At 25.4% G+C, this 20,190-nt stretch carries 18 protein-coding genes and 1 pseudogene; 8 read left to right on the top strand and 11 right to left on the bottom strand.

The features are described from left to right. Nucleotides 1-25: 25 nt before the first annotated feature. From lon to D9V72_RS02395, 5 genes are all read right to left on the bottom strand, one after another. Nucleotides 26-2,359 carry an endopeptidase La gene (lon, locus tag D9V72_RS02415; protein ID WP_158355189.1) on the bottom strand — a complete coding sequence of 778 codons (2,334 nt, stop codon included), beginning with the start codon at nt 2,357-2,359 and terminating at the stop codon, nt 26-28. 186 nt (nt 2,360-2,545) lie between these two features. Next, nucleotides 2,546-3,832, bottom strand: coding sequence for an ATP-dependent Clp protease ATP-binding subunit ClpX (gene clpX / locus D9V72_RS02410; RefSeq protein ID WP_158355187.1), 1,287 nt, complete (start codon nt 3,830-3,832; stop codon nt 2,546-2,548). 97 nt (nt 3,833-3,929) lie between these two features. Continuing rightward, entirely contained in the window at nt 3,930-4,541 is a 612-nt protein-coding gene (gene clpP / locus D9V72_RS02405; RefSeq protein WP_158355185.1) for an ATP-dependent Clp endopeptidase proteolytic subunit ClpP, read from the bottom strand. Nucleotides 4,542-4,671: 130 nt separating this feature from the next. Next, nucleotides 4,672-6,003: a trigger factor gene (gene tig, locus D9V72_RS02400; protein ID WP_158355183.1), complete on the bottom strand. Its 1,332-nt coding sequence runs from the start codon at nt 6,001-6,003 to the stop codon at nt 4,672-4,674. Between the two features lie 203 nt (nt 6,004-6,206). Then, complete coding sequence (locus tag D9V72_RS02395) at nt 6,207-6,512, bottom strand: BolA/IbaG family iron-sulfur metabolism protein (RefSeq protein WP_158355181.1); 306 nt, start codon at nt 6,510-6,512, stop codon at nt 6,207-6,209. A 268-nt stretch (nt 6,513-6,780) separates the two neighbouring features. On the opposite strand from D9V72_RS02395, the gene cyoA reads away from it, so the two are divergent. From cyoA to cyoE, 5 genes are read left to right on the top strand one after another with little or no spacing between them, the layout of a single operon-like run. After that, nucleotides 6,781-7,701, top strand: coding sequence for a ubiquinol oxidase subunit II (cyoA, locus tag D9V72_RS02390; RefSeq protein WP_158355179.1), 921 nt, complete (start codon nt 6,781-6,783; stop codon nt 7,699-7,701). 4 nt (nt 7,702-7,705) lie between these two features. Continuing rightward, nucleotides 7,706-9,694: a cytochrome o ubiquinol oxidase subunit I gene (gene cyoB / locus D9V72_RS02385; protein ID WP_158355177.1), complete on the top strand. Its 1,989-nt coding sequence runs from the start codon at nt 7,706-7,708 to the stop codon at nt 9,692-9,694. Beyond that, nucleotides 9,691-10,308 (top strand): cytochrome o ubiquinol oxidase subunit III, encoded by a 618-nt coding sequence (gene cyoC, locus D9V72_RS02380; protein ID WP_158355175.1) that lies wholly within the window; start codon nt 9,691-9,693, stop codon nt 10,306-10,308. Before cyoB ends, cyoC begins: the two co-directional genes overlap by 4 nt. Further along, nucleotides 10,308-10,625 (top strand): cytochrome o ubiquinol oxidase subunit IV, encoded by a 318-nt coding sequence (gene cyoD, locus D9V72_RS02375; RefSeq protein WP_158355173.1) that lies wholly within the window; start codon nt 10,308-10,310, stop codon nt 10,623-10,625. The genes cyoC and cyoD overlap by 1 nt, the downstream gene beginning before the upstream one ends. Nucleotides 10,626-10,651: 26 nt before the next feature. Continuing rightward, nucleotides 10,652-11,509 (top strand): heme o synthase, encoded by an 858-nt coding sequence (gene cyoE / locus D9V72_RS02370; protein WP_158355171.1) that lies wholly within the window; start codon nt 10,652-10,654, stop codon nt 11,507-11,509. 10 nt (nt 11,510-11,519) lie between these two features. Here the strand turns inward: cyoE and D9V72_RS02365 are convergent, their stop codons facing one another. After that, nucleotides 11,520-11,864, bottom strand: a complete 345-nt coding sequence (locus D9V72_RS02365) for a TusE/DsrC/DsvC family sulfur relay protein (RefSeq protein ID WP_158355169.1) — start codon at nt 11,862-11,864, stop codon at nt 11,520-11,522. 64 nt (nt 11,865-11,928) lie between these two features. On the opposite strand from D9V72_RS02365, the gene D9V72_RS02360 reads away from it, so the two are divergent. From D9V72_RS02360 to dxs, 3 genes are all read left to right on the top strand, one after another. Next, on the top strand, nt 11,929-13,089 hold the full coding sequence (locus tag D9V72_RS02360) for an MFS transporter (protein WP_158355167.1): 1,161 nt from the start codon (nt 11,929-11,931) through the stop codon (nt 13,087-13,089). Between the two features lie 80 nt (nt 13,090-13,169). After that, nucleotides 13,170-14,054 (top strand): polyprenyl synthetase family protein, encoded by an 885-nt coding sequence (locus tag D9V72_RS02355; protein WP_158355165.1) that lies wholly within the window; start codon nt 13,170-13,172, stop codon nt 14,052-14,054. A gap of 19 nt (nt 14,055-14,073) precedes the next feature. Continuing rightward, the gene (gene dxs / locus D9V72_RS02350; protein WP_158355163.1) at nt 14,074-15,855 is read left to right on the top strand and encodes a 1-deoxy-D-xylulose-5-phosphate synthase; all 1,782 of its coding nucleotides are present in this window, start codon (nt 14,074-14,076) and stop codon (nt 15,853-15,855) included. A 55-nt stretch (nt 15,856-15,910) separates the two neighbouring features. Here the strand turns inward: dxs and nusB are convergent, their stop codons facing one another. The 5 genes and pseudogenes from nusB to mltA all read right to left on the bottom strand — a co-directional run bounded on the left by nusB (nt 15,911) and on the right by mltA (nt 20,135). Continuing rightward, nucleotides 15,911-16,342, bottom strand: a complete 432-nt coding sequence (gene nusB / locus D9V72_RS02345) for a transcription antitermination factor NusB (RefSeq protein WP_158355161.1) — start codon at nt 16,340-16,342, stop codon at nt 15,911-15,913. Nucleotides 16,343-16,374: 32 nt separating this feature from the next. Continuing rightward, a pseudogene (ribD, locus tag D9V72_RS03195) lies at nt 16,375-17,466 on the bottom strand (bifunctional diaminohydroxyphosphoribosylaminopyrimidine deaminase/5-amino-6-(5-phosphoribosylamino)uracil reductase RibD). 57 nt (nt 17,467-17,523) lie between these two features. Beyond that, nucleotides 17,524-18,495, bottom strand: coding sequence for a thiamine-phosphate kinase (thiL, locus tag D9V72_RS02330; RefSeq protein WP_158355157.1), 972 nt, complete (start codon nt 18,493-18,495; stop codon nt 17,524-17,526). 48 nt (nt 18,496-18,543) lie between these two features. Next, complete coding sequence (ribE, locus tag D9V72_RS02325; protein WP_158355155.1) at nt 18,544-19,020, bottom strand: 6,7-dimethyl-8-ribityllumazine synthase; 477 nt, start codon at nt 19,018-19,020, stop codon at nt 18,544-18,546. Between the two features lie 35 nt (nt 19,021-19,055). Then, on the bottom strand, nt 19,056-20,135 hold the full coding sequence (mltA, locus tag D9V72_RS02320) for a murein transglycosylase A (RefSeq protein ID WP_158355153.1): 1,080 nt from the start codon (nt 20,133-20,135) through the stop codon (nt 19,056-19,058). Nucleotides 20,136-20,190: the final 55 nt, after the last annotated feature.

Here is a 20,190-nt window from a genome sequence, read left to right as displayed (position 1 = left end):
TCTATCAAAATATGTTTTTCTATATTTAAATATAAGGTTTATTTTTTAATGCTAAGTTTAAAACTTCTTCAATTTTTTTTACTGGATATATCTTTAATCCTTCAATAATATTTTGAGGTATTTCTTCTAGATCACGTTTGTTTTCATAAGGTATTAGTACTTTTTTAATTCCCCCTCGATGTGCCGCTAATAATTTTTCTTTTAATCCTCCAATAGGTAAGACCTGCCCACGTAGCGTTATTTCGCCTGTCATAGCGACATTAGATTTAACAGGATTTTTTGTTAATGATGAAACTATAGCTGTACACATAGCTACACCTGCACTTGGTCCATCTTTTGGAGTTGCCCCTTCGGGAACATGAACATGAATATCGTGTTTTTCATGAAAATCTTTCTTAATTCCTAATTTATCAGCTTGAGAGCGAACTACAGTTAATGCAGCTTGAATCGATTCTTGCATAACTTCGCCTAAAGAACCTGTATATGTAAGTTTACCTTTTCCTGATATACATGCTGTTTCAATTGTAAGTAATTCTCCACCTACTTCAGTCCAGGCTAATCCAATTACCTGACCAATTTGATTGGTACTGTGAATTCTTCCATAATCGAAACGTTTGATTCCTAGAAATTTTTTTAAGTTTTCTTTATTTATTTCAATATATTTTAAAGATTTATCTAATATTAAATTTTTTACTACTTTTCGACATATTTTAGAAATTTCACGTTCTAAACTTCGAACACCTGCTTCACGAGTATAATATTGAATAATACTAATTATTGCGCAATCAGTAATTGTTATTTCATTTTCTTTTAGTGCATTTCTTTCTATTTGTTTTGGATATAAATACCTTTTTGCTATATTTAGTTTTTCATTTTCAGTATAACCAGAAAGACGAATAATTTCCATACGATCAAGCAATGGTGCAGGTATGTTCATTGAATTTGATGTAGCAACAAACATTACATCAGAAAGATCATAGTCTACTTCTAAATAATGATCATTAAAAGTCATATTTTGTTCTGGATCTAATACTTCTAATAAAGCAGATGCTGGATCTACTCTTATATCACGAGACATTTTATCAATCTCGTCTAACAAAAATAAAGGATTTTTAACTTTTGCTTTAGCCATTTTTTGAATTATTTTTCCAGGCATAGAACCTATATATGTACGTCTGTGTCCTCTAATTTCTGCTTCGTCTCTTATTCCTCCTAAAGCCATTCTTACGTATTTTCGTCCTGTAGATCTTGCAATAGATTTTCCCAGTGATGTTTTTCCTACACCGGGAGGACCAATTAAGCATAAAATAGGACCTTTTATTTTATTTTTACGACTTTGTACGGCTAAATATTCTAATATTCTGTCTTTGACTTTTTCAAGACCAAAATGATCAATATCAAGAATTTTTTTAGCATTTTGAATATCTTTTTTTATTTTAGTTCTAATATGCCAAGGTACTTGTATCATCCAATCAATATAGCTACGTACAACAGTTGCTTCTGCTGACATAGGTGACATCATTTTTAATTTTTGAAGCTCTGATTCAGTTTTTTCTTTCGCTTCTTTAGGCATTTTAGATGCTTTAATTTTGCGTTTTAATATTTTATTTTCATCTGGGATTTCATCCATGTCACCAAGTTCTTTTTGAATAGCTTTTATTTGTTCGTTTAAATAATATTCTCTTTGACTTTTTTCCATTTGTTTTTTAACACGATTTCTAATTCTTTTTTCAACTTGTAGTAAATCTATTTCAGTTTCCATAATAGCCATTAAAAACTCTAATCTTTCATTTATATTGCGTATTTCTAGAATTGATTGTTTATCATTTAATTTTAATGGCATATGAGCAGCAATAGTATCTGCTAATTTTTCTGAACTTTTTATATTATTAAGAGTATTTAATATTTCTGATGGAATTTTTTTGTTCAACTTAATATAAGCTTCAAACTGACTGATTGTTGTTCGAATTAATACTTCTTGTTCTTTGTCTACAATAGTAGGAGAAATCATTAATTCTACTTCTGCAATGAAATGTTGCCCATTACTTGTTAAATTTTTAATGCAGGCACGTTGTAAACCTTCTATTAATACTTTAACTGTACCATCTGGCAATTTTAACATTTGTAAAATTGAACTAATAGTTCCTATATTAAATAAATCATTTGTATCAGGTTCATCTTTAGATGCTTCTTTTTGTGCAATTAACATAATTTTTTTATCATTATTCATAGACGTTTCAATACATTTAATTGATTTTTTACGACCTACAAATAATGGAATTACCATATGTGGATATATAACTACATCTCTTAATGGTAAGACAGGGATTGTAATGCGTTCAGAACGCTCAGAATTCATAGAGCTCTCTCTTAGTTGAATTTCCCGATATTTATAATATTTAAAAACTGCACGATATAATAAAACATGCAGTTACACCTATAATCAGCCAAGTATATCGGAATGGTCGCTTGACGTTTAATGGTAAGCGTTTGACAAAATAAAAGTTAATTGCTTTTATTTTCTAGATCATCGGATGTCTTATTTTTATTCACCTGATGCTTTTTTTGATTTGTTCTTTCCATATATTATTTTTGGTAATGAATTAGCGTTGATAACAGACTCATTAATTAATACTTTTTCTATATTTACCATAGATGGTAACTCGTACATTATATTAAGTAGTATATCTTCAAGAATAGATCGCAATCCTCTAGCACCTGTTTTTTTATGCGTAGCTTTTCTTGCAATAGCTCGAATAGATTCTTCATTAAATTCTAACTGTACTTTTTCTAATTTAAATAATGTTTGATATTGTTTAATTAAAGCATTTTTAGGTTTGCATAATATGTTCACTAATGCATCTTCAGTTAATTTATTTAATATAGTTATTATTGGTAAACGACTAATGAACTCTGGAATTAATCCGAATTTTATTAAATCTTCAGGTTCCACTTTTTTTAATAAAAAATCTTCTGATATTTTTTGTTTTTTTCCTTTAACATTAGCGTTAAAACCGATTTCTGTTCCTGTGTCAATTCTTTTAGAAATAATTTTAGATAATTCTGAAAATGCACCAGCACATATAAATAAAATATTAGAAGTATTAACTTGTAAAAATTCTTGTTGTGGATGTTTTCGTCCTCCTTGAGGAGGAATTGAAGCTAACGTTCCTTCAATTAACTTTAATAAAGCTTGTTGTACTCCTTCTCCGGAAACATCCCTAGTAATAGAAGGATTATCAGATTTTCTTGCTATTTTATCTATTTCATCTATATAAATAATACCTAATTCTGCTCTTTTTACATTGTATTTACATGTTTGTAATAATTTCTGTACTACATTTTCAACGTCTTCTCCTACATATCCAGCTTCAGTTAAAGTGGTGGCATCTGCAATGGTAAATGGAACATCTAGTAATTTAGCTAATGTTTGTGCCAACAATGTTTTTCCACTACCTGTTGGTCCTATTAATAAAACATTGCTTTTACCTAACTCAACTGAATCTTTATTTTTATTAAAATTGTAAAGACGTTTATAATGATTATAAACTGCAACAGACAAAACCTTTTTTGTATGTTCTTGTCCAATTACATAATTATCAAGATGTTTTTTGATTTCATAGGGTGTTGGTAAATAATTTATCTTATTTTCAGTGTCATGTGTTTTGTGTTTTAGTATTTCTTCAGTAATAATGTCATTACATAATCTAATACATTCATCACATATGTGTACTTTTGGTCCAGCTATTAACTTTTGTACTTCTTTTTGATTTTTTCCGCAAAAAGAACAATAAAGAAGCTTTTTAGAATTTTCTTTACTCTTATCTGTCATATTTACCTCTTTTCGCACATTTTATATTCTTGAGTAAATAGATTCTATATATTTTTACGAAATGTGTTGTAAAAAATTTATTAATTTAATTTTCTTATTAACGTTTAGTTAAAATAAAGTCAATCAGTCCGTATTGAATACATTCATTTGCTGATAAAAAACAATCACGTTCTGTGTCTTTATTTATTTTTTTAATAGATTGTCCGGTATGGAATGACATTAATTTATTTAATCGTTTTTTCATTTCCATTATTTCTCGAGCATGAATAGCAATATCGGAAGCTTGTCCTTGATATCCACCTAATGGTTGATGAATCATAACTTTTGAATTAGGTAGACAAAATCTTTTTCCTTTAGTTCCAGATGTTAATAATAAAGCAGCCATTGAACATGCTTGACCTATACAAATGGTACTAATTTCTGGTTTAACAAATTGCATAGTGTCATAAATAGACATACCTGAAGTAATAATGCCTCCTGGGGAATTGATATATAAAAATATATCTTTTTCAGGATTTTCAGATTCTAAAAATAATATTTGTGCTACAATATTATTAGCCATGTTATCTTCGATGGTTCCTACCATAAAAATTATTCGTTCTTTTAATAATCTTGAATATATATCATATGAACGTTCTCCTCTAGAATGTTGTTCTATCACCATCGGAATTAACGTGCTGTGCGAGTTCTTATTATTATTGTATAACATATGTACCTATTCCTGAATATATTCAATATTATTTTAAATAATTAATATTACATTTTTATGATTTATTTTTTTGAATAACTATAATTAAAAATTAATATACTAGAGAAATGTATATTATTATAATACAGCATCATTTTAGAATTAATTCTTCACAATTTCTCTCGTTATAAGTTATAAATTGATCAAAAGTCCAATATTTTTTTTCAATTTGAATGTTGTTTTTCAAAAAAAACATAGCTTGGCTTTCTAATTCTATATTTCTTATAGTATTTTGTATATTTTGATTTTTATTGTATAAATTAATAATTTCTACTGGTTTTTTATAGTGTAAGGATATTTTTTTGATTAATTGTTGTATGTTTTTTTCGTCTGAAACCAATTGATTATCAGAAATAATTTTTTCTACTATCATTCGAATGTATATTTTTTTTCTGACTTGTGAATTAAGATCAAAATGGTATTTTTTTTCTAAGATATTAGAATTTTCTTCTTTATATTTTTTTTTATGATGTTTGTATAAAATTTTTCTTTCTTCTTGAAATAAAAGTGGAGGTATTAATATAATGTTTTTTTTAATTATTTTTTCTATGATCTGATCCTCTAAATATTTTTCAGTTATGACGTTTATTTGAGAATAAATATTATTTTTTATAGTTTGGTAATATGATTGAGTTAATTTTTTTTCTGTAACATTTTTTTCATTGCTATTTTCTGTTTCTATTTCTTGTTTTTTTTCAACTTTAATAATTTTGATTTTAAACGTTATATCTTTATCTTGAAGTTCTTTTTCTGGATGAAATGCATGAAATTTAATTTTTAAAAAAATAATATCATTTATAAAATGATTGATTATTTTATGATTTAATTCAGGTATCAATGTATTTTGAGATACTATGAAAGTGATTTTTTCTGTATTAAATTCTTTTATTTTCTTATTTTTTTCATAGATGCAATAACTAATTGTTACACGATCATGTGATTTAATAATTTTATTGACTGTATTCCAAATATTTTTTTTTGTTTTATATTTTTCTATATTATTTTGAATATCTTGATCTGTTATTTTTACATTGATTTTATTTACTTTTATTTGTTTTATATTTTTTAATTGAAATTGAGGATATAGTTCGTAGATTACAGAATATTCGAAATGTTCTTTTTCTTTTTCTTCATTTTGATGCATGTAAAATTTTGGAGAACCAATAATTTTTATTTGTTCTTTGTTTATAAATTCATAAAAAAATTTTTGCATTAGTTGTTTAAATATATCATAATAAACAGAATTTCCATATTTTTCTTGTATAACTTTAATAGGAGCTCTCCCTTTTCTAAATCCATCAATTTTAGTTGTCTTATTAATTTTTATAAATTCTTTCAGAAGAGAATTATTAACTGTTGTTTTTGGAATCTTAATTGTAACACGATGACCCGCATCTTTATTTTTTTCCATAAAAAATTTCATCTTATTACCTCAAACGATTACTTTTATCAGTTTATTTTAATATTTAACATAATATTTTAAATATTCTATTTATACTTAAATTAATTTTTTATAAAAAATATTTTTTCATAAAAATATATTTTTTAAAGCATTTCGAATATAAATTTTTAAAAAAAATTTGAATAATTAAATTTATAAAATTTCTTTATGAAACTGATAAAGTTTTATTTTTTTTTAAAACATTTAGTATTGTTATTTATTTTAGATTTTTTGTTTTTCCATTCGTCGAGAGTGTAAGTATTTAATGTTAATGAATATATTTTCTTTTTAATTTTATCTGATAATATTGAAAAAATTATGCGGTGTCTGTCGATTAATTTGTGATCAATAAAATCATTGCTAATGATAATTATTCTTATATGTGTAATGCCTTTCTCTGTATAATTGTGACAAGAACTATCATCATAAATTTCAATAAAATTTATCTTCATTTTAGACATTAAACATTTTTTTATTTTTTCGAGAGTCATTAATTAATATTATGCCCTATTTACTAATAAAAAAAATCATAAAAAATACTTTTATACTGTATAAACAGTATTATATTATACTTTTTATAAAATAAATTTTTAAAAACACTTTTGATTTTAAATTTTATCAATTTTTAAAAAATAATTCAATTATTTCAAAAATTATTACTTTTTGATAAAAGAATAATTCTCAAATAAAGATTATTAATAAAAATAGTATTTAAAAGTTTTCTTAAATAAAAAATCATATTATTTTTGAGGTTTTTGAATGACATCTTTAAATTATAATAATTTTTTTAAAATATTATCATTAATATTAATATTTGTTTTTCTAAATGGTTGTAATGGTTTATTATTAAATCCTCAAGGGAAAATTGCTATAGAAGAATGTTCACTAATACTAATATCTTTTATACTGATGTTGTTTATCATTGTTCCTGTGATATTTATGACTATATATTTTTCTTTTAAGTATCGTTCAACTAATGTAAATCAGATATATAAACCCAATTGGTCTGATTCAAAAAAAATAGAAATAGTAGTATGGACTATTCCAATTATAATAGTTTCTTTTTTAGCTTTTTTATCTTGGAATTACTGTCATAAATTAGAACCAAAAAAACCTATAATCTCTTTCAACAAACCTATAAAAATAGATGCAGTTGCATTAGATTGGAGGTGGTTATTTATTTATCCAGATTACAATATTGCAACTATTAACGAAATTATGTTTCCTGTTAATAGACCTGTAATTTTTCATATTACTTCGAATTCTGTTATGAATGCTTTTTTTATTCCGTCTTTGGGAAGTCAAGTATATGCTATGCCAGGAATGACAACAAAATTAAATTTAATTGCTAATAATCCAGGCAAATATAAAGGCATATCATCTAATTATAGCGGTAAAGGTTTTTCTAACATGAAATTTACTGCTATATCTGTTTCAAAAAATTCAATTTTTATAGACTGGATAAAAAAAATCAAAAGATCAGGCATAAAATTAAACACAAAAAAATTTTTTAATACGATATCTATTCCGAATGAAAATTATTCACTAGAATATTTTTCTAATGTTAAAAGAAATTTATTTAATCAAATTATAAATCAATATTCTATGAAAAATTTTAAAATATTAGATAAAAATATTACTCACAAAGTCATGAAAAAAAATTCTAACGTGGAGACATAGAATAATGTTTGGAAAATTGACATTTGATGTTATACCATTTCATGAACCAATCATAATGTTTACTTATAGTGCCATTATTCTTATTGGGTTATGTGTTGCATCAACTATTACTTATTATAAAAAATGGCAATATCTATGGTCTGAATGGTTTACTACAGTTGATCATAAAAAAATATCTGTTATGTATGGAATACTAGCATTTATTATGTTATTTCGTGGTTTCGTTGATGCCATATTAATGCGTACTCAACAAGTTATCGCATCAACAGGATTAAAAGGATTTTTGCCCCCACATCATTATGATCAAATATTTACGGCTCATGGTGTGATAATGATTTTCTTTGTAGCTATGCCTCTTGTAATTGGTTTGATGAATTTAGTAATACCATTACAAATTGGGGCTCGTGATGTAGCATTTCCATTTCTTAATAATCTAAGTTTTTGGTTAAACGTTAGTGGTTCTTTACTGCTAACTTTATCTTTAGGGGTAGGGGAATTTGCTCAAACAGGTTGGTTGGCTTATCCTCCATTGTCTGGCATAAAATACAGTCCAGGTGTAGGAGTAGATTATTGGATTTGGAGTTTGCAAATTGCTGGTATTGGCACAACATTAACAGGTGTTAATTTTTTAGTGACAATTTTAAAAATGAGAGCACCGGGCATGTCTTTTTTTAAAATGCCTGTTTTTACTTGGGCTTCTTTGTGTACTAATGTTCTTATTGTTATTTCTTTCCCAGTTTTAACTGTTACTCTTGTATTGTTAACTTTAGATCGTTATTTTAATTTCCATTTTTTTACTAATGATTTAGGTGGAAATGCAATGATGTATGTTAATTTGATATGGATTTGGGGTCACCCAGAAGTTTATATTTTAGTACTACCAGTATTTGGTGTTTTTTCAGAAGTAGTAGCAACTTTTTCTAAAAAACGCTTATTTGGATACGTTTCCTTAGTATGGGCTACATTATCTATTACGGTTTTATCTTTTATTGTATGGCTACATCATTTTTTTACTATGGGAGCAGGAGCAAACATAAACTCTTTTTTTGGAATTACTACTATGATTATAGCAATTCCTACTGGTGTAAAAATTTTTAATTGGTTATTTACAATGTATCAAGGTCGTGTTTATATTCATTCCTCTATGTTATGGACTTTGGGTTTTTTAGTAACATTTTCTATCGGTGGAATGACTGGTGTATTATTATCCGTTCCTCCAGCTGATTTTATTTTACATAATAGTTTATTTTTAGTTGCACACTTTCATAATGTAATAATTGGGGGAGTAGTTTTTGGATGTTTTGCTGGAATTAATTATTGGTTCCCTAAATTATTTGGATTTATCTTGAATGAGATATGGGGAAAACGAGCTTTTTGGTTTTGGATTATAGGTTTTTTTCTCGCTTTTATGCCTTTATATTTTTTAGGATTAATGGGAATGACTCGTCGTTTAAGTCAGAATATTGATTCTGAATTTCATTTTTTATTATCTGTTGCTGCTATTGGCGCCTGTTTTATTGGAATTGGAATTATATGCCAAATAATTCAATTTTATGTTTCAGTAAGAGATCGGCGAGATAATTTAGATTTAACTGGTGATCCTTGGGATGGCAGAACTTTAGAGTGGTCTACTTCTTCACCTGCTCCACTATATAATTTTGCGATTATTCCTATAGTTAAAGATAGAGACGATTTTTGGGAAAACAAAAAAACAGAAAATCATAGGGGAAAAACAGAAAATATTAATTATGATGAAATTCATATGCCTAGAAATACAAGCTTAGGTTTTTTAATTAGTATTTTTGCATCATTATTTGGATTTTCAGCGGTTTGGCATATTACTTGGTTGTGTTTTTTGTCTTTTTTTGCGATTATTATTAGCTTAGTTATTAATAGTCTCAATGAAAATAACGAGTATACTCTATTAGTAGAAGATATAAAAAAAATTGAGAATCAGTATTGTAAAAATATTCAAAAAGCAGGTTTAAAATGATAGAAAATAAAATAAATAATATGAAATTGAATACTATCGAAAAAGTTCATGATACAAAAGCAGAAGCTAATAAACTATTTGGTTTATGGATATATTTGATGAGCGATTGCATTATTTTTGCAGTTCTTTTCGCTGTTTACGCTATTGTTTCTTCAAATGTATCAATTAATTTAATTAGTAACGAAATTTTTAATTTATCTTCTGTTTTATTAGAAACATTTATATTGTTATTAAGTTCTCTATCTTGTGGATTCATTGTTATTGCAATGAATCAAAAACATAAAAAAATGATTTGTTTATATTTAATGATTACTTTTTGTTTAGGTTTTATTTTTTTATTTATGGAAATAAATGAGTTTTATGAACTTATTATGAAAGGTTTTGGTCCTGATAGAAATGCTTTTTTTTCTATTTTCTTTACTCTTATTGCTACTCATGGAGTTCATATTTTTTTCGGTTTGATTTTGATATTATCAATTATTTATCAAATAAAAAAACTGGGTTTAACTTATCCTATTCGTACTCGAATTTTATGTCTTAGTATTTTTTGGCATTTTTTAGATATTATATGGATTTGTATTTTTACTTTTGTTTATTTAAACGGAGCTATTTAATGCAAAATTTTATTAAATTAAATATGAATAAAGAAACTAAATCTTATTTTTTAGGTTTTTTATTTTCTTTAGTATTAACTATAGTTCCATTTATATTAGTCATGGAAAAATTTTTTTGTAGTAAAATTAATTATATTGTTTTTTTATGTTGTGCTGTTATTCAAATTGTCATTCATTTCATATATTTTTTACATTTAGATTTTTCTGAAAAAGAAAGGTGGAATCTTATAACTTTATTATTTGTTATAATAATAATACTTATTATTGTGTTTGGTTCTATATGGATTATGTATAACTTAAATCATCATATGATGTAAAATTTAATAAAAGATATACTATTTATATGTTTAAAAATTATCTAGAGATTGTTAAACCCGGTATTATTATTGGAAATATTATTTTAATTATAGGTAGCTTTTTATTCGCATCTAGAAATCTCGTTTTTGATTTTTTTTTATTTTTATATACTATTTTAGGTGCGTCTTTAATTATTGCCTCAGCTTGTGTATTTAACAATTTAATTGATTGTGATATAGATAGAAAAATGAAGCGTACAAGTAACAGAGTATTGTCAAAAAAATTGCTTTCTATTCAATCTGTATTAATTTTTGCTATTTTTTTGGGTATTTCAGGTATATTGATATTAACTTTTTTAGTAAATTTTTTATCTATGATTTTATCTGTTTTTGGTTTTTTCATTTATGTTATTTTGTATTCTTATTTGTATAAAAGAAGATCAATTTATTCGACATTTATTGGAAGTTTTTCAGGTTCTACACCATCTGCTATTGGTTATACAGCAGCTTCAAATTCTATTGATATATGTTGTATTTTGCTATTTGTTATTTTGATATTTTGGCAAATGTCTCATTTTTATGCTATTTCTATCATGAGATTAGAAGATTACAAAAAAGCTAAAATTCCTGTTTTTGCTGTAGTAAAAGGTATTGCTATAACAAAAAAACATATTTTTTTTTATATTCTTATTTTTATTTTTTTTAGTGCATTGTTAACATTTTTAGGTTATTTAAGTAGTAATTTTTTATTTTTATTTTTGATTGTAAATTTTTATTGGTTATTTTTATCTTATTCTGATATTAAACAAAATAATAGCAGAAATAATGCGAGTCAATTATTTTATTATTCAATAATAGTTATTGTTGTATTTAATCTATTGATATCAATAGATGTTTTCTTTTAAATTTTTTAATTTATAAGCATTTATCTGGTTTAGGTACTCCAGCAATTTTGCTTGCTTGTTGAGCAGGTCCTTGAGGAAAAAGTTTAAACAAATAAATACTGTTACTTTTAGATTCTCCCATTTCTTTTTTGATACTTTTAATTAACATTCTCATCGAAGGTGTTATATTAAATTTAAAATAAAATTTTCGTACAAAGATAATTACTTTCCAGTGATCAGGACTCAGATCAATATTTTCTTTTTTTGCAATTTCTTCTGCTAATATTATATTCCAATCTTTAGTTTTTATTAAATATCCCTCTGAATCTTTTTCAACTTTTTCATATGTATATAATATTTTATTATTAGTATTCATCTTTTAATAAATATAGTTTAACTTAAATAAGTTTTTAAAAATATTAAATTTAGAGAATTATAAAATGAACTTTTCAGAATTACAAGTTACATTAAGTTTTTGTATAATTTTTCTGTTACGCATGTTAGGAATGTTTATGATTATTCCTATTTTAAGTAAATATGGGATGCTTCTAGATGGAGGAAATAAATTTTTAATTGGTTTTTCAATGGGGATATATGGTATTGCTCAAGTAATTTTTCAAATTCCATTTGGAGTTTTATCTGATAAATTTGGTCGTAAAAAAATAATTATATTAGGTCTTTTTATGTTTTTTATTGGAAATATTATATCAGCTAATATGCATTCAATTTGGGGATTAATAATTGGTAGATTTTTACAGGGTTCAGGAGCTATATCTGGTGTATGTATGGCTTGTCTATCTGATTTAATTCGAGAAGAAAATCGTGTTAAATCTATTGCTGCTATAGGCATAAGTTTTGCTCTTTCTTTTTTAATTTCTATGGTTTCTGGACCTATAATTGTTCAATTTTTTGGATTTTTTTCAATATTTTGGGTATCTGCATTTTTATCTATCATTTGTATAATGGTTGTTTATTTTTTTATTCCTTATTCGAAAAAAAATATATTACCAGAAAAATATACATGTTGTTCATATATTGAAACATTAAAGTTTGTTTTAAATAAAAAATTTTTTAGATCTTATTTAGGTATATTTTTTTTACATTTCTTATTAATGATTAATTTTATGATCGTTCCTAATAAGTTTGAAATGTCTGGATTTTCTTTAAATAATCATTGGAAAATATATTTAGGTACTATATTGATTTCTTTTTTTATTTTATTCTTATTTTTATTTTACTGTAAATGTAAACATATTTTAGAAAACATTATTGAAATTTGTATTTTATTTGTTTTGTGTTCAGAAGTTATCTTTCTAGAAGCACAAAATGATTTATTATTTTTGATAATTTCCTTACAGATATTTTTTATATCTTTTAATTTTCTTGAAGTTTTTCTTCCTTCATATCTTAGCAAACAATTATTAAAGAATCATAAAGGTAGTATAATGAGTATTTATTCTACTAGTCAGTTTTTGGGTATTTTTTTTGGTGGCATGATTAGTGGTTGGTTATGTGAGTTTTTAAATTCTTCAAAAATTTTTTCATTTGAAATTTTTATTATTTTTTTGTGGTTAATTTTTAGTTTTTTTTGTAAGAAGTAATGATAGTATAATTAACTTCCATAAATAATAGATAATTATTTTACAAAAAAATTGAATCTTTATTTTTTAGGTATTCGAATATGAATTTTTTTCATTTATACAAGATATATAAAAATCGTATCGATAAAAAATTATTTCATATATTAAATCAGTTGCCTTTTCAAGAATCTAATCTTTTAAAAGCAATGAAATATAGTGTATTTTCCGGAAGTAAAAGATTGCGTTCATCTTTAGTTTATGCTACTGGAGAAGTTTTAAAAGTAAATATAATTACATTAGATGTTATATCTGCTTCTATTGAATTTATTCATTCATATTCTTTAATACATGATGATTTGCCGTGTATGGACGATGATAATTTTAGAAGAGGAAAAAGTTCTTGTCATATAAAATATGGTGAGAGTACTTCTTTACTTGCTGGTGATGCTTTGCAAAGTCTTGCATTTAATGTTTTATCAGAAAATTTTATGCCAAATGTCTCTAATTTTAAACGTATAAAAATGATTTCTGAATTATCTAATTCTATTGGTTCATCTGGAATGTGCATAGGTCAAAAATTAGATTTAGAAGCAGAAATAGAAGAAATAAACTTATCTAGATTAGAAACTATTAATTTTTATAAAACTGCTTATTTAATGCGTTCTGCTGTACGTTTAGTATTTTTATCTTCTAACCATTCTTCTAGATCTGTATTATCAATGTTAGATGCATTTTCTATTTCTCTTGGTTTGGCATTTCAAATTCAAGATGATATTTTAGATTTTGAAAAAGATAAAGAAAAAATAAAAAATAATAAAATAATAAAAAAAAATACTTATCCATCAATAATAGGACTAGATGAGTCGAAAAAAAAAATAAAACAATTATATCAAAAATCATTTTTAGCATTGCATAGTTTAAAAAAAAAATTTAACACTAAAACACTAAAAAAACTAACAAAATTTATAATTAAACGTATTGAATAAATTTAATAATGAGCATCTAATGAATTTGAATTCTGAAAAATATCCAATTTTATCTTTTGCTAATTCAGTAGAAAATTTACGTCTTTTACCTATAGAAAAATTACCACAATTATGTTTTGAATTACGTAAATATTTATCAGATGTAGTTACTGTTTCTAAAGGACACTTTGCTTCTGGATTAGGTGTAGTAGAAATTACTGTAGCACTCCATTATGTTTATAACACCCCCTTTGATAATTTATTATGGGATACAGGACATCAAGCATATCCGCATAAAATATTAACAGGAAGAAGTAAGAAAATTAATAGTATCAGGAAAAAAAATGGATTACATTCGTTTCCTTGCCGGGAAGAAAGTGAATATGATGCTTTAAGTGTTGGTCATTCTTCTACTTCAATTTCTGCAGGTTTAGGAATGTCTATTGCAGCTCAAAAAGAAGGCAGAAATAGACAAACAATTTGTATTATTGGTGATGGTGCAATAACTGCAGGTATGGCATTTGAAGCTATGAATCATGCTGGAGAAATAAAACCTGATTTATTAGTTATATTAAATGATAATCAAATGTCTATTTCACAAAGTGTAGGAGTTCTTAACAAGCATTTAAAAATTTTAAGAAAAATCATCAATATCAAAAAAAATAAAAAAATTGAAAATAATTGCGTTTCTTTTAATTCAATATTTTCTAATTTAGGATTTAAATATTTAGGACCATTTGATGGGCACAATATTTTTTCTATCATTAACATATTGCAAAAAATAAAAAATAAAAAAGGCACTTATTTATTACATCTTATAACTAAAAAAGGAAAAGGTTATCTTCCAGCCGAGTTAAACCCTATTAAATGGCATTCAATATCTTCGTATAATTCATCAGTTTCAAAATCTCTCACTTATTCAGATGTATTTGGTTCTTGGTTATGCGAAATAGCTACATTTGATAAAAAATTAATAGCTATTACACCTGCAATGTGTGAAGGTTCTGGAATGGTAAAATTTTCTCGTCTTTTTCCAAAACAATACTTTGATGTTGCTATTGCCGAACAACATGCAGTTACTTTTGCTGCAGGTCTTGCAATTGGTGGTTATAAACCAGTTGTTTCTATTTATTCAACTTTTTTACAACGAGCTTATGATCAACTTATACATGATGTAGCATTGCAAAAACTTTCTGTTTTATTTGCTGTTGATAGAGGAGGTATTGTTGGAGATGATGGTCAGACTCATCAAGGGATTTTTGATTTAGCTTATTTAAGATGCATTCCTGGAATTGTTATTATGACACCTAGTAATGAAAATGAGTGCCGTCAAATGCTTTATACTGGTTACATGCATAATAAAGGTCCTAGTGTAGTAAGATATCCTAAGGGTCATGGTGTTGGTGCATTATTAATGCCTATGCACAGTATACCATTGGGAAAGTCTATAATAAAGAGAACAGGAAAAAAAATAGCTATTTTAAATTTTGGCACTTTATTACAAAACGCTTTTTTTGCAGCAAATAATTTAGATGCAACATTAGTTGATATGCGTTTTGTTAAGCCTTTAGATAAAAATATGATTTTAAAATTATCTTCTAAACATAAATTTTTTATTACTCTCGAAGAAGGTGTAATTTCTGGTGGGGCAGGAAGTTCTGTAAATGAATTTATTATGATAAAAAAGATTTTTTTACCAGTTTTAAATATTGGATTACCGGACACGTTTATTCCCCAGGGTACTCAAGAAGAAATTAGACATGATTATCAATTAGACGAAGAAGGTATTCATAAACAAATATTTTATTGGTTAGCACAATAACATAGAAAACATTCATATAAATTATATAATATAAAAATGTTTTTTTATTATATAATTATGTGATAATAACTTTTTTATTATATCCCATTTTAAATGCCGCTTTATCTAAAACTCCATTGATGAATTTGTGACTATCTTCAGAACCAAACAATTTAGCTAATTCAATACCTTCGTTAATAGATACCTTATAAGGTATATCATTTCTTTTATGTAATTCATAGAATGAAATTCTAAGAATTGCTCGTTCAATATGTCCTAATTCTTTTAGAGACCTAAACAAGTAAGGTTTCATTAAATTGTCTATATCTTCACATTTACATGTAATACCAATAATTAACTCATAAAAGTATGCCATATCAATATTGTTTGTATTTTTTTCTTTTAAAAATTCAATAGCACTTTCTTTAATGTTGTTATGAGATATTTCCCAAGAATATAGCATTTGTAAAGCACATGCTCGTGCTTTTCTTCGAGAAGATGGCTTCATAAGTAAAATTTCTCTTATTTTTCGTGTATTTTTTATGTTTTTTTAGGAAATAAAATTAATCTTATATCAGGACCTATTTGGCAAATATCTTGAAATTTAAATTGAAGAGCATTTGATATTTTTAATTTTTTATAAATAGTACACAATGGTATACCTTCTTGTCCTAGTATTTTAGGTGCCATATATATGATTAATTCATCTATTAAATATGAATCTAATAAAAAACCTGATAAAATGCTTCCTGCTTCTATCCAAACATTGTTAATTTCTGACTTTCCTAAAAATTTAAAAAGCGATAATATATCAATTTTTTTATTATCTGATTTTACTATAATTTGTTTAGTATTTATAGGCCATATATTTTTATCAGATTTTAATCGTATTAACCAAACTTTTCCTTTTGTTTTAATAATGTTATGTGATGGTTTAATACGATTTTTACTGTCTAGAATTACTCTTATAGGATGCTGAAATATTTTTTTAGGGAAAATAGATAGTGTTTTTTCATCAAATTCCTGATATCGCACATTTAATAAAGGATTATCACTTAAAATAGTAGAGCTACTGCTCATAATAACTGAGCTTTTTGCTCGAAACTTTTGAACATCTTGACGGGCATATTTTGAAGTAATCCACTTGCTGTTACCATTTTTCATAGCAATTCTTCCATCTATTGATATAGCAAGTTTAAGTTGTATTCATGGCAAACCAGTTTTCATTCTTTTAAAAAATCCTTTATTATTTTTTTTTGACTCTTCTGCTAATAAACCTATTTTTACAAAAACCCCATATTTTTTCAAATATAAAGCTCCATTTCCAGAAACTTTGGGATTAGGATCTATATTAGAAATTATAACACGATTAATTCCAGCTTCAATAAGTGCGTTGCAGCATGGAGGTGTTTTACCAAAATAATTACATGGTTCTAGTGTTATATAAGCTGTGCCTCCCCTTGCTTTTTTACCAGCCATAATTAATGCGTTAATTTCTGCATGATTTTTTCCTGGTTTTTCATGCCATCCTTCTCCAACAATAATATTATTTTTTACAATTACACATCCTACATTAGGATTAGGTGCTGTAGTAAATTCACTTAACTTGCTAAGTTCTATTGCTCTTTTCATATAAAATATATCATTCATGTTTAACCAGCATATTTTTTATTTGTTAAAAAATTTTTTTTAATTGAAATGATTAAAACCTTTTTTTTTGAAAATAATTTTCTTTTTATTGTAAAATAAATTAAAACCTTGCTCGATAGGTGTAACATGTCCAATACATGTAAAATTAATTAAAAAATTTTTTTTCATTAAATTGAGTTTTTTAATATTTTTTTTTGAGATAGTAAAACATAATTCATAATCTTCTCCTATATTTAATGCCCAATCCAAGTAATGTTTAGATTTAAAGTAATTAGTTAAAATTTTCGAAATAGGTATTTTATTTAAATTAATATTTGCTCCACATTGACTGTTATTTAATATATGACCCAAATCAGAAATCAATCCATCTGATATATCAATAGCTGAGTTAGCAATTTTGCCAAGAGCTATACCTTCTAAAACTCTAGGAATAGGATTAAGATGTTTTTTAATTAGATAATTTCGTATATTTAAATTTTTTATAAGTAGTTTTCTTTTAAGTACAAATAAACCAGCCGCACTTTCTCCAAGAGTTCCAGTTACATAAATTAAATCTCCTATCTTGGCATTACTTCTTAATAATGCATTGTTTTTTTTTAATAGTCCAAAAACGCTCAATGTAATACTTAATGGGCCGCAGTTTGTATCACCTCCGATTAATCGTACATTATATTTATTTAATATATTGAAAAAGCTAGTGCTAAATTTTTCCAACCATAAACTATCGGATTTAGGCATGGTAATAGATAATGTTGTCCATTTTGGAACAGCACCCATTGCAGCAAGATCGCTAAGATTGACTGCTACTGTTTTATACGCTAAATCTTGAGGAGATATATTTCTTAAAAAATGAGTGCATTCAACTAGTGTGTCAGTGCTAATTGCAAGAACATTATTCCGTGGTATTTTTATTAAGGCACTATCATCGCCAATTCCCTTGATTTCATTACAATCTTTTTTTTGATTTCGTTGAAAATATTGAGAAATAATTTCAAATTCAGTATATTTCATTTTTTACAGTTAAATTTTACAATAGATGTTCAATAAAAATATTTAATATTATATTACTTTTTTCAATTTTTTCATAACATTAATCATTTCTAATGCAGCTAAGGCAGCTTCAGAACCTTTGTTTCCCATTTTTGTACCAGATCTTTCAATTGATTGTTCAATGTTTTTTGTTATTAATATTGCCAATGTAATTGGTAAAAAATATTGAGTACTAATTCTTGAAAGACTACTACTAGTATCACTAGCAATATATTTAAAATGATCAGTATTACCTTTTATTATTGTCCCTATAGCAATAATAGCATCATATTTACTAGAACTTGCAATATGACTTGCAACAGTTGGTATTTCATATGTTCCAGGAACATATATCTTTAAAATATTATCTTTATTTACTTGTCCTACTCTTTGTAAAGCATCTAATGCTCCTGATAATAAATTATGATTAATAAATTCATTAAATCGAGAAATAATTATAGCAATAGATGCGTTTTTAGCTGTAATTCCTGCTTGAATTGTATTCATATTTTTATATTAACTTATCATTAGAATTGAGGTATTTAGTTGTTATTTAAGACCCAAGCATATCCATAGTGATTATAAAAACCTGCTGATATAGCAGCTTTTTTTCCAATTCCTTCATACATATCAAGATGTTGTCCTTTTATTGCACCACCTACGTCTAATGCTACTACTAAGCGCATTTCATATTTATTAACAAATAAACCATTTTTATCAAGTAATGGTACTTTCAATAGAATTACACTTCCTTTTTTTATTATAGAAGTATCTGCTGCAACTGATGTTTGAGCTATTAATGGAACAGCACTGGCGCCATATACTTGTTCTTTTTTTATTTCTTTAAAGAATACAAAAGATTGGTTTTTTTCAAGTAAATCTTGTATTTCTTTTTTTGTGTGTTTTTTAAACCAATTTTGAATAGCTTGCATAGACATGTTTTTTTTTTGTATATCTCCTCGATTTATTAAGATTTGCCCAATTGCTTTATAAGGCCAACCATTTTTTCCAGCATAGCTAAAAAAAGTTAGTTTTGTATTATCACCATAATCTATAAATGCACTCCCTTGAATCTCCATGATAAAATTGTCTATTAAAGATTTACTATAAGCTAAAATATATTTTTTATCTAAAGCTCCATTATATATATCTTTTCTTTTTGGTAAAGGTTGATTTTTATTAAAATGATAAGGCATGGAATATATTGGATATATAAAGTTATCTTTTTTAATTTTTCTGGCTTCTACTATTGGTGTATAATATCCAGTTAGTTTAACATTCCCATAATTATCTACACCTTTCATTTGAAATAAATTGATTCCAAATTTCTCAAGTTCATCAATATTAGAGTTATTTTGTAACCAGTTTAAAATTTTTTTATAAATAAGTTCATTTTTTAAATATAAAAATGGAGAATATTTTTTAATTTTATTTATTTGAATTAGAAATAATTTTGCATTAGTTATCTTTTCTTCAGTATTAATTTTTTTGATTTTTGTAAAATTTTTTATTAATTTTGTTTTATATTGTTGTTCTTGATTGATAGTTGTACATGCGTATATTTTGGAAGCGTAAAGAAATGAACTGAAAAATACTATTATTATGATTGTTATTTTTTTCATATTTTATATGTTAATGCTTATTAAGTCATAAAAATTTTTTAAATCATGTTTTTTT

The sequence above is a fragment of the Buchnera aphidicola (Macrosiphum gaurae) genome, assembly GCF_005080965.1.
In the GTDB taxonomy this organism is placed as follows: domain Bacteria; phylum Pseudomonadota; class Gammaproteobacteria; order Enterobacterales; family Enterobacteriaceae; genus Buchnera; species Buchnera aphidicola_S.
Note: the sequence above shows the minus strand (reverse complement) of the source record. Positions and strands in the feature narration are given on the sequence as shown.

Bases quoted from the DNA above. Each gene is read 5' to 3' on its own strand.
- lon (WP_158355189.1), bottom strand. From the start codon at position 2,359: ATGAATTCTGAGCGTTCTGAACGCATTACAATCCCTGTCTTACCATTA.
- clpX (WP_158355187.1), bottom strand. From the start codon at position 3,832: ATGACAGATAAGAGTAAAGAAAATTCTAAAAAGCTTCTTTATTGTTCT.
- clpP (WP_158355185.1), bottom strand. From the start codon at position 4,541: ATGTTATACAATAATAATAAGAACTCGCACAGCACGTTAATTCCGATG.
- tig (WP_158355183.1), bottom strand. From the start codon at position 6,003: ATGAAATTTTTTATGGAAAAAAATAAAGATGCGGGTCATCGTGTTACA.
- D9V72_RS02395 (WP_158355181.1), bottom strand. From the start codon at position 6,512: ATGACTCTCGAAAAAATAAAAAAATGTTTAATGTCTAAAATGAAGATA.
- cyoA (WP_158355179.1), top strand. From the start codon at position 6,781: ATGACATCTTTAAATTATAATAATTTTTTTAAAATATTATCATTAATA.
- cyoB (WP_158355177.1), top strand. From the start codon at position 7,706: ATGTTTGGAAAATTGACATTTGATGTTATACCATTTCATGAACCAATC.
- cyoC (WP_158355175.1), top strand. From the start codon at position 9,691: ATGATAGAAAATAAAATAAATAATATGAAATTGAATACTATCGAAAAA.
- cyoD (WP_158355173.1), top strand. From the start codon at position 10,308: ATGCAAAATTTTATTAAATTAAATATGAATAAAGAAACTAAATCTTAT.
- cyoE (WP_158355171.1), top strand. From the start codon at position 10,652: ATGTTTAAAAATTATCTAGAGATTGTTAAACCCGGTATTATTATTGGA.
- D9V72_RS02365 (WP_158355169.1), bottom strand. From the start codon at position 11,864: ATGAATACTAATAATAAAATATTATATACATATGAAAAAGTTGAAAAA.
- D9V72_RS02360 (WP_158355167.1), top strand. From the start codon at position 11,929: ATGAACTTTTCAGAATTACAAGTTACATTAAGTTTTTGTATAATTTTT.
- D9V72_RS02355 (WP_158355165.1), top strand. From the start codon at position 13,170: ATGAATTTTTTTCATTTATACAAGATATATAAAAATCGTATCGATAAA.
- dxs (WP_158355163.1), top strand. From the start codon at position 14,074: ATGAATTTGAATTCTGAAAAATATCCAATTTTATCTTTTGCTAATTCA.
- nusB (WP_158355161.1), bottom strand. From the start codon at position 16,342: ATGAAGCCATCTTCTCGAAGAAAAGCACGAGCATGTGCTTTACAAATG.
- thiL (WP_158355157.1), bottom strand. From the start codon at position 18,495: ATGAAATATACTGAATTTGAAATTATTTCTCAATATTTTCAACGAAAT.
- ribE (WP_158355155.1), bottom strand. From the start codon at position 19,020: ATGAATACAATTCAAGCAGGAATTACAGCTAAAAACGCATCTATTGCT.
- mltA (WP_158355153.1), bottom strand. From the start codon at position 20,135: ATGAAAAAAATAACAATCATAATAATAGTATTTTTCAGTTCATTTCTT.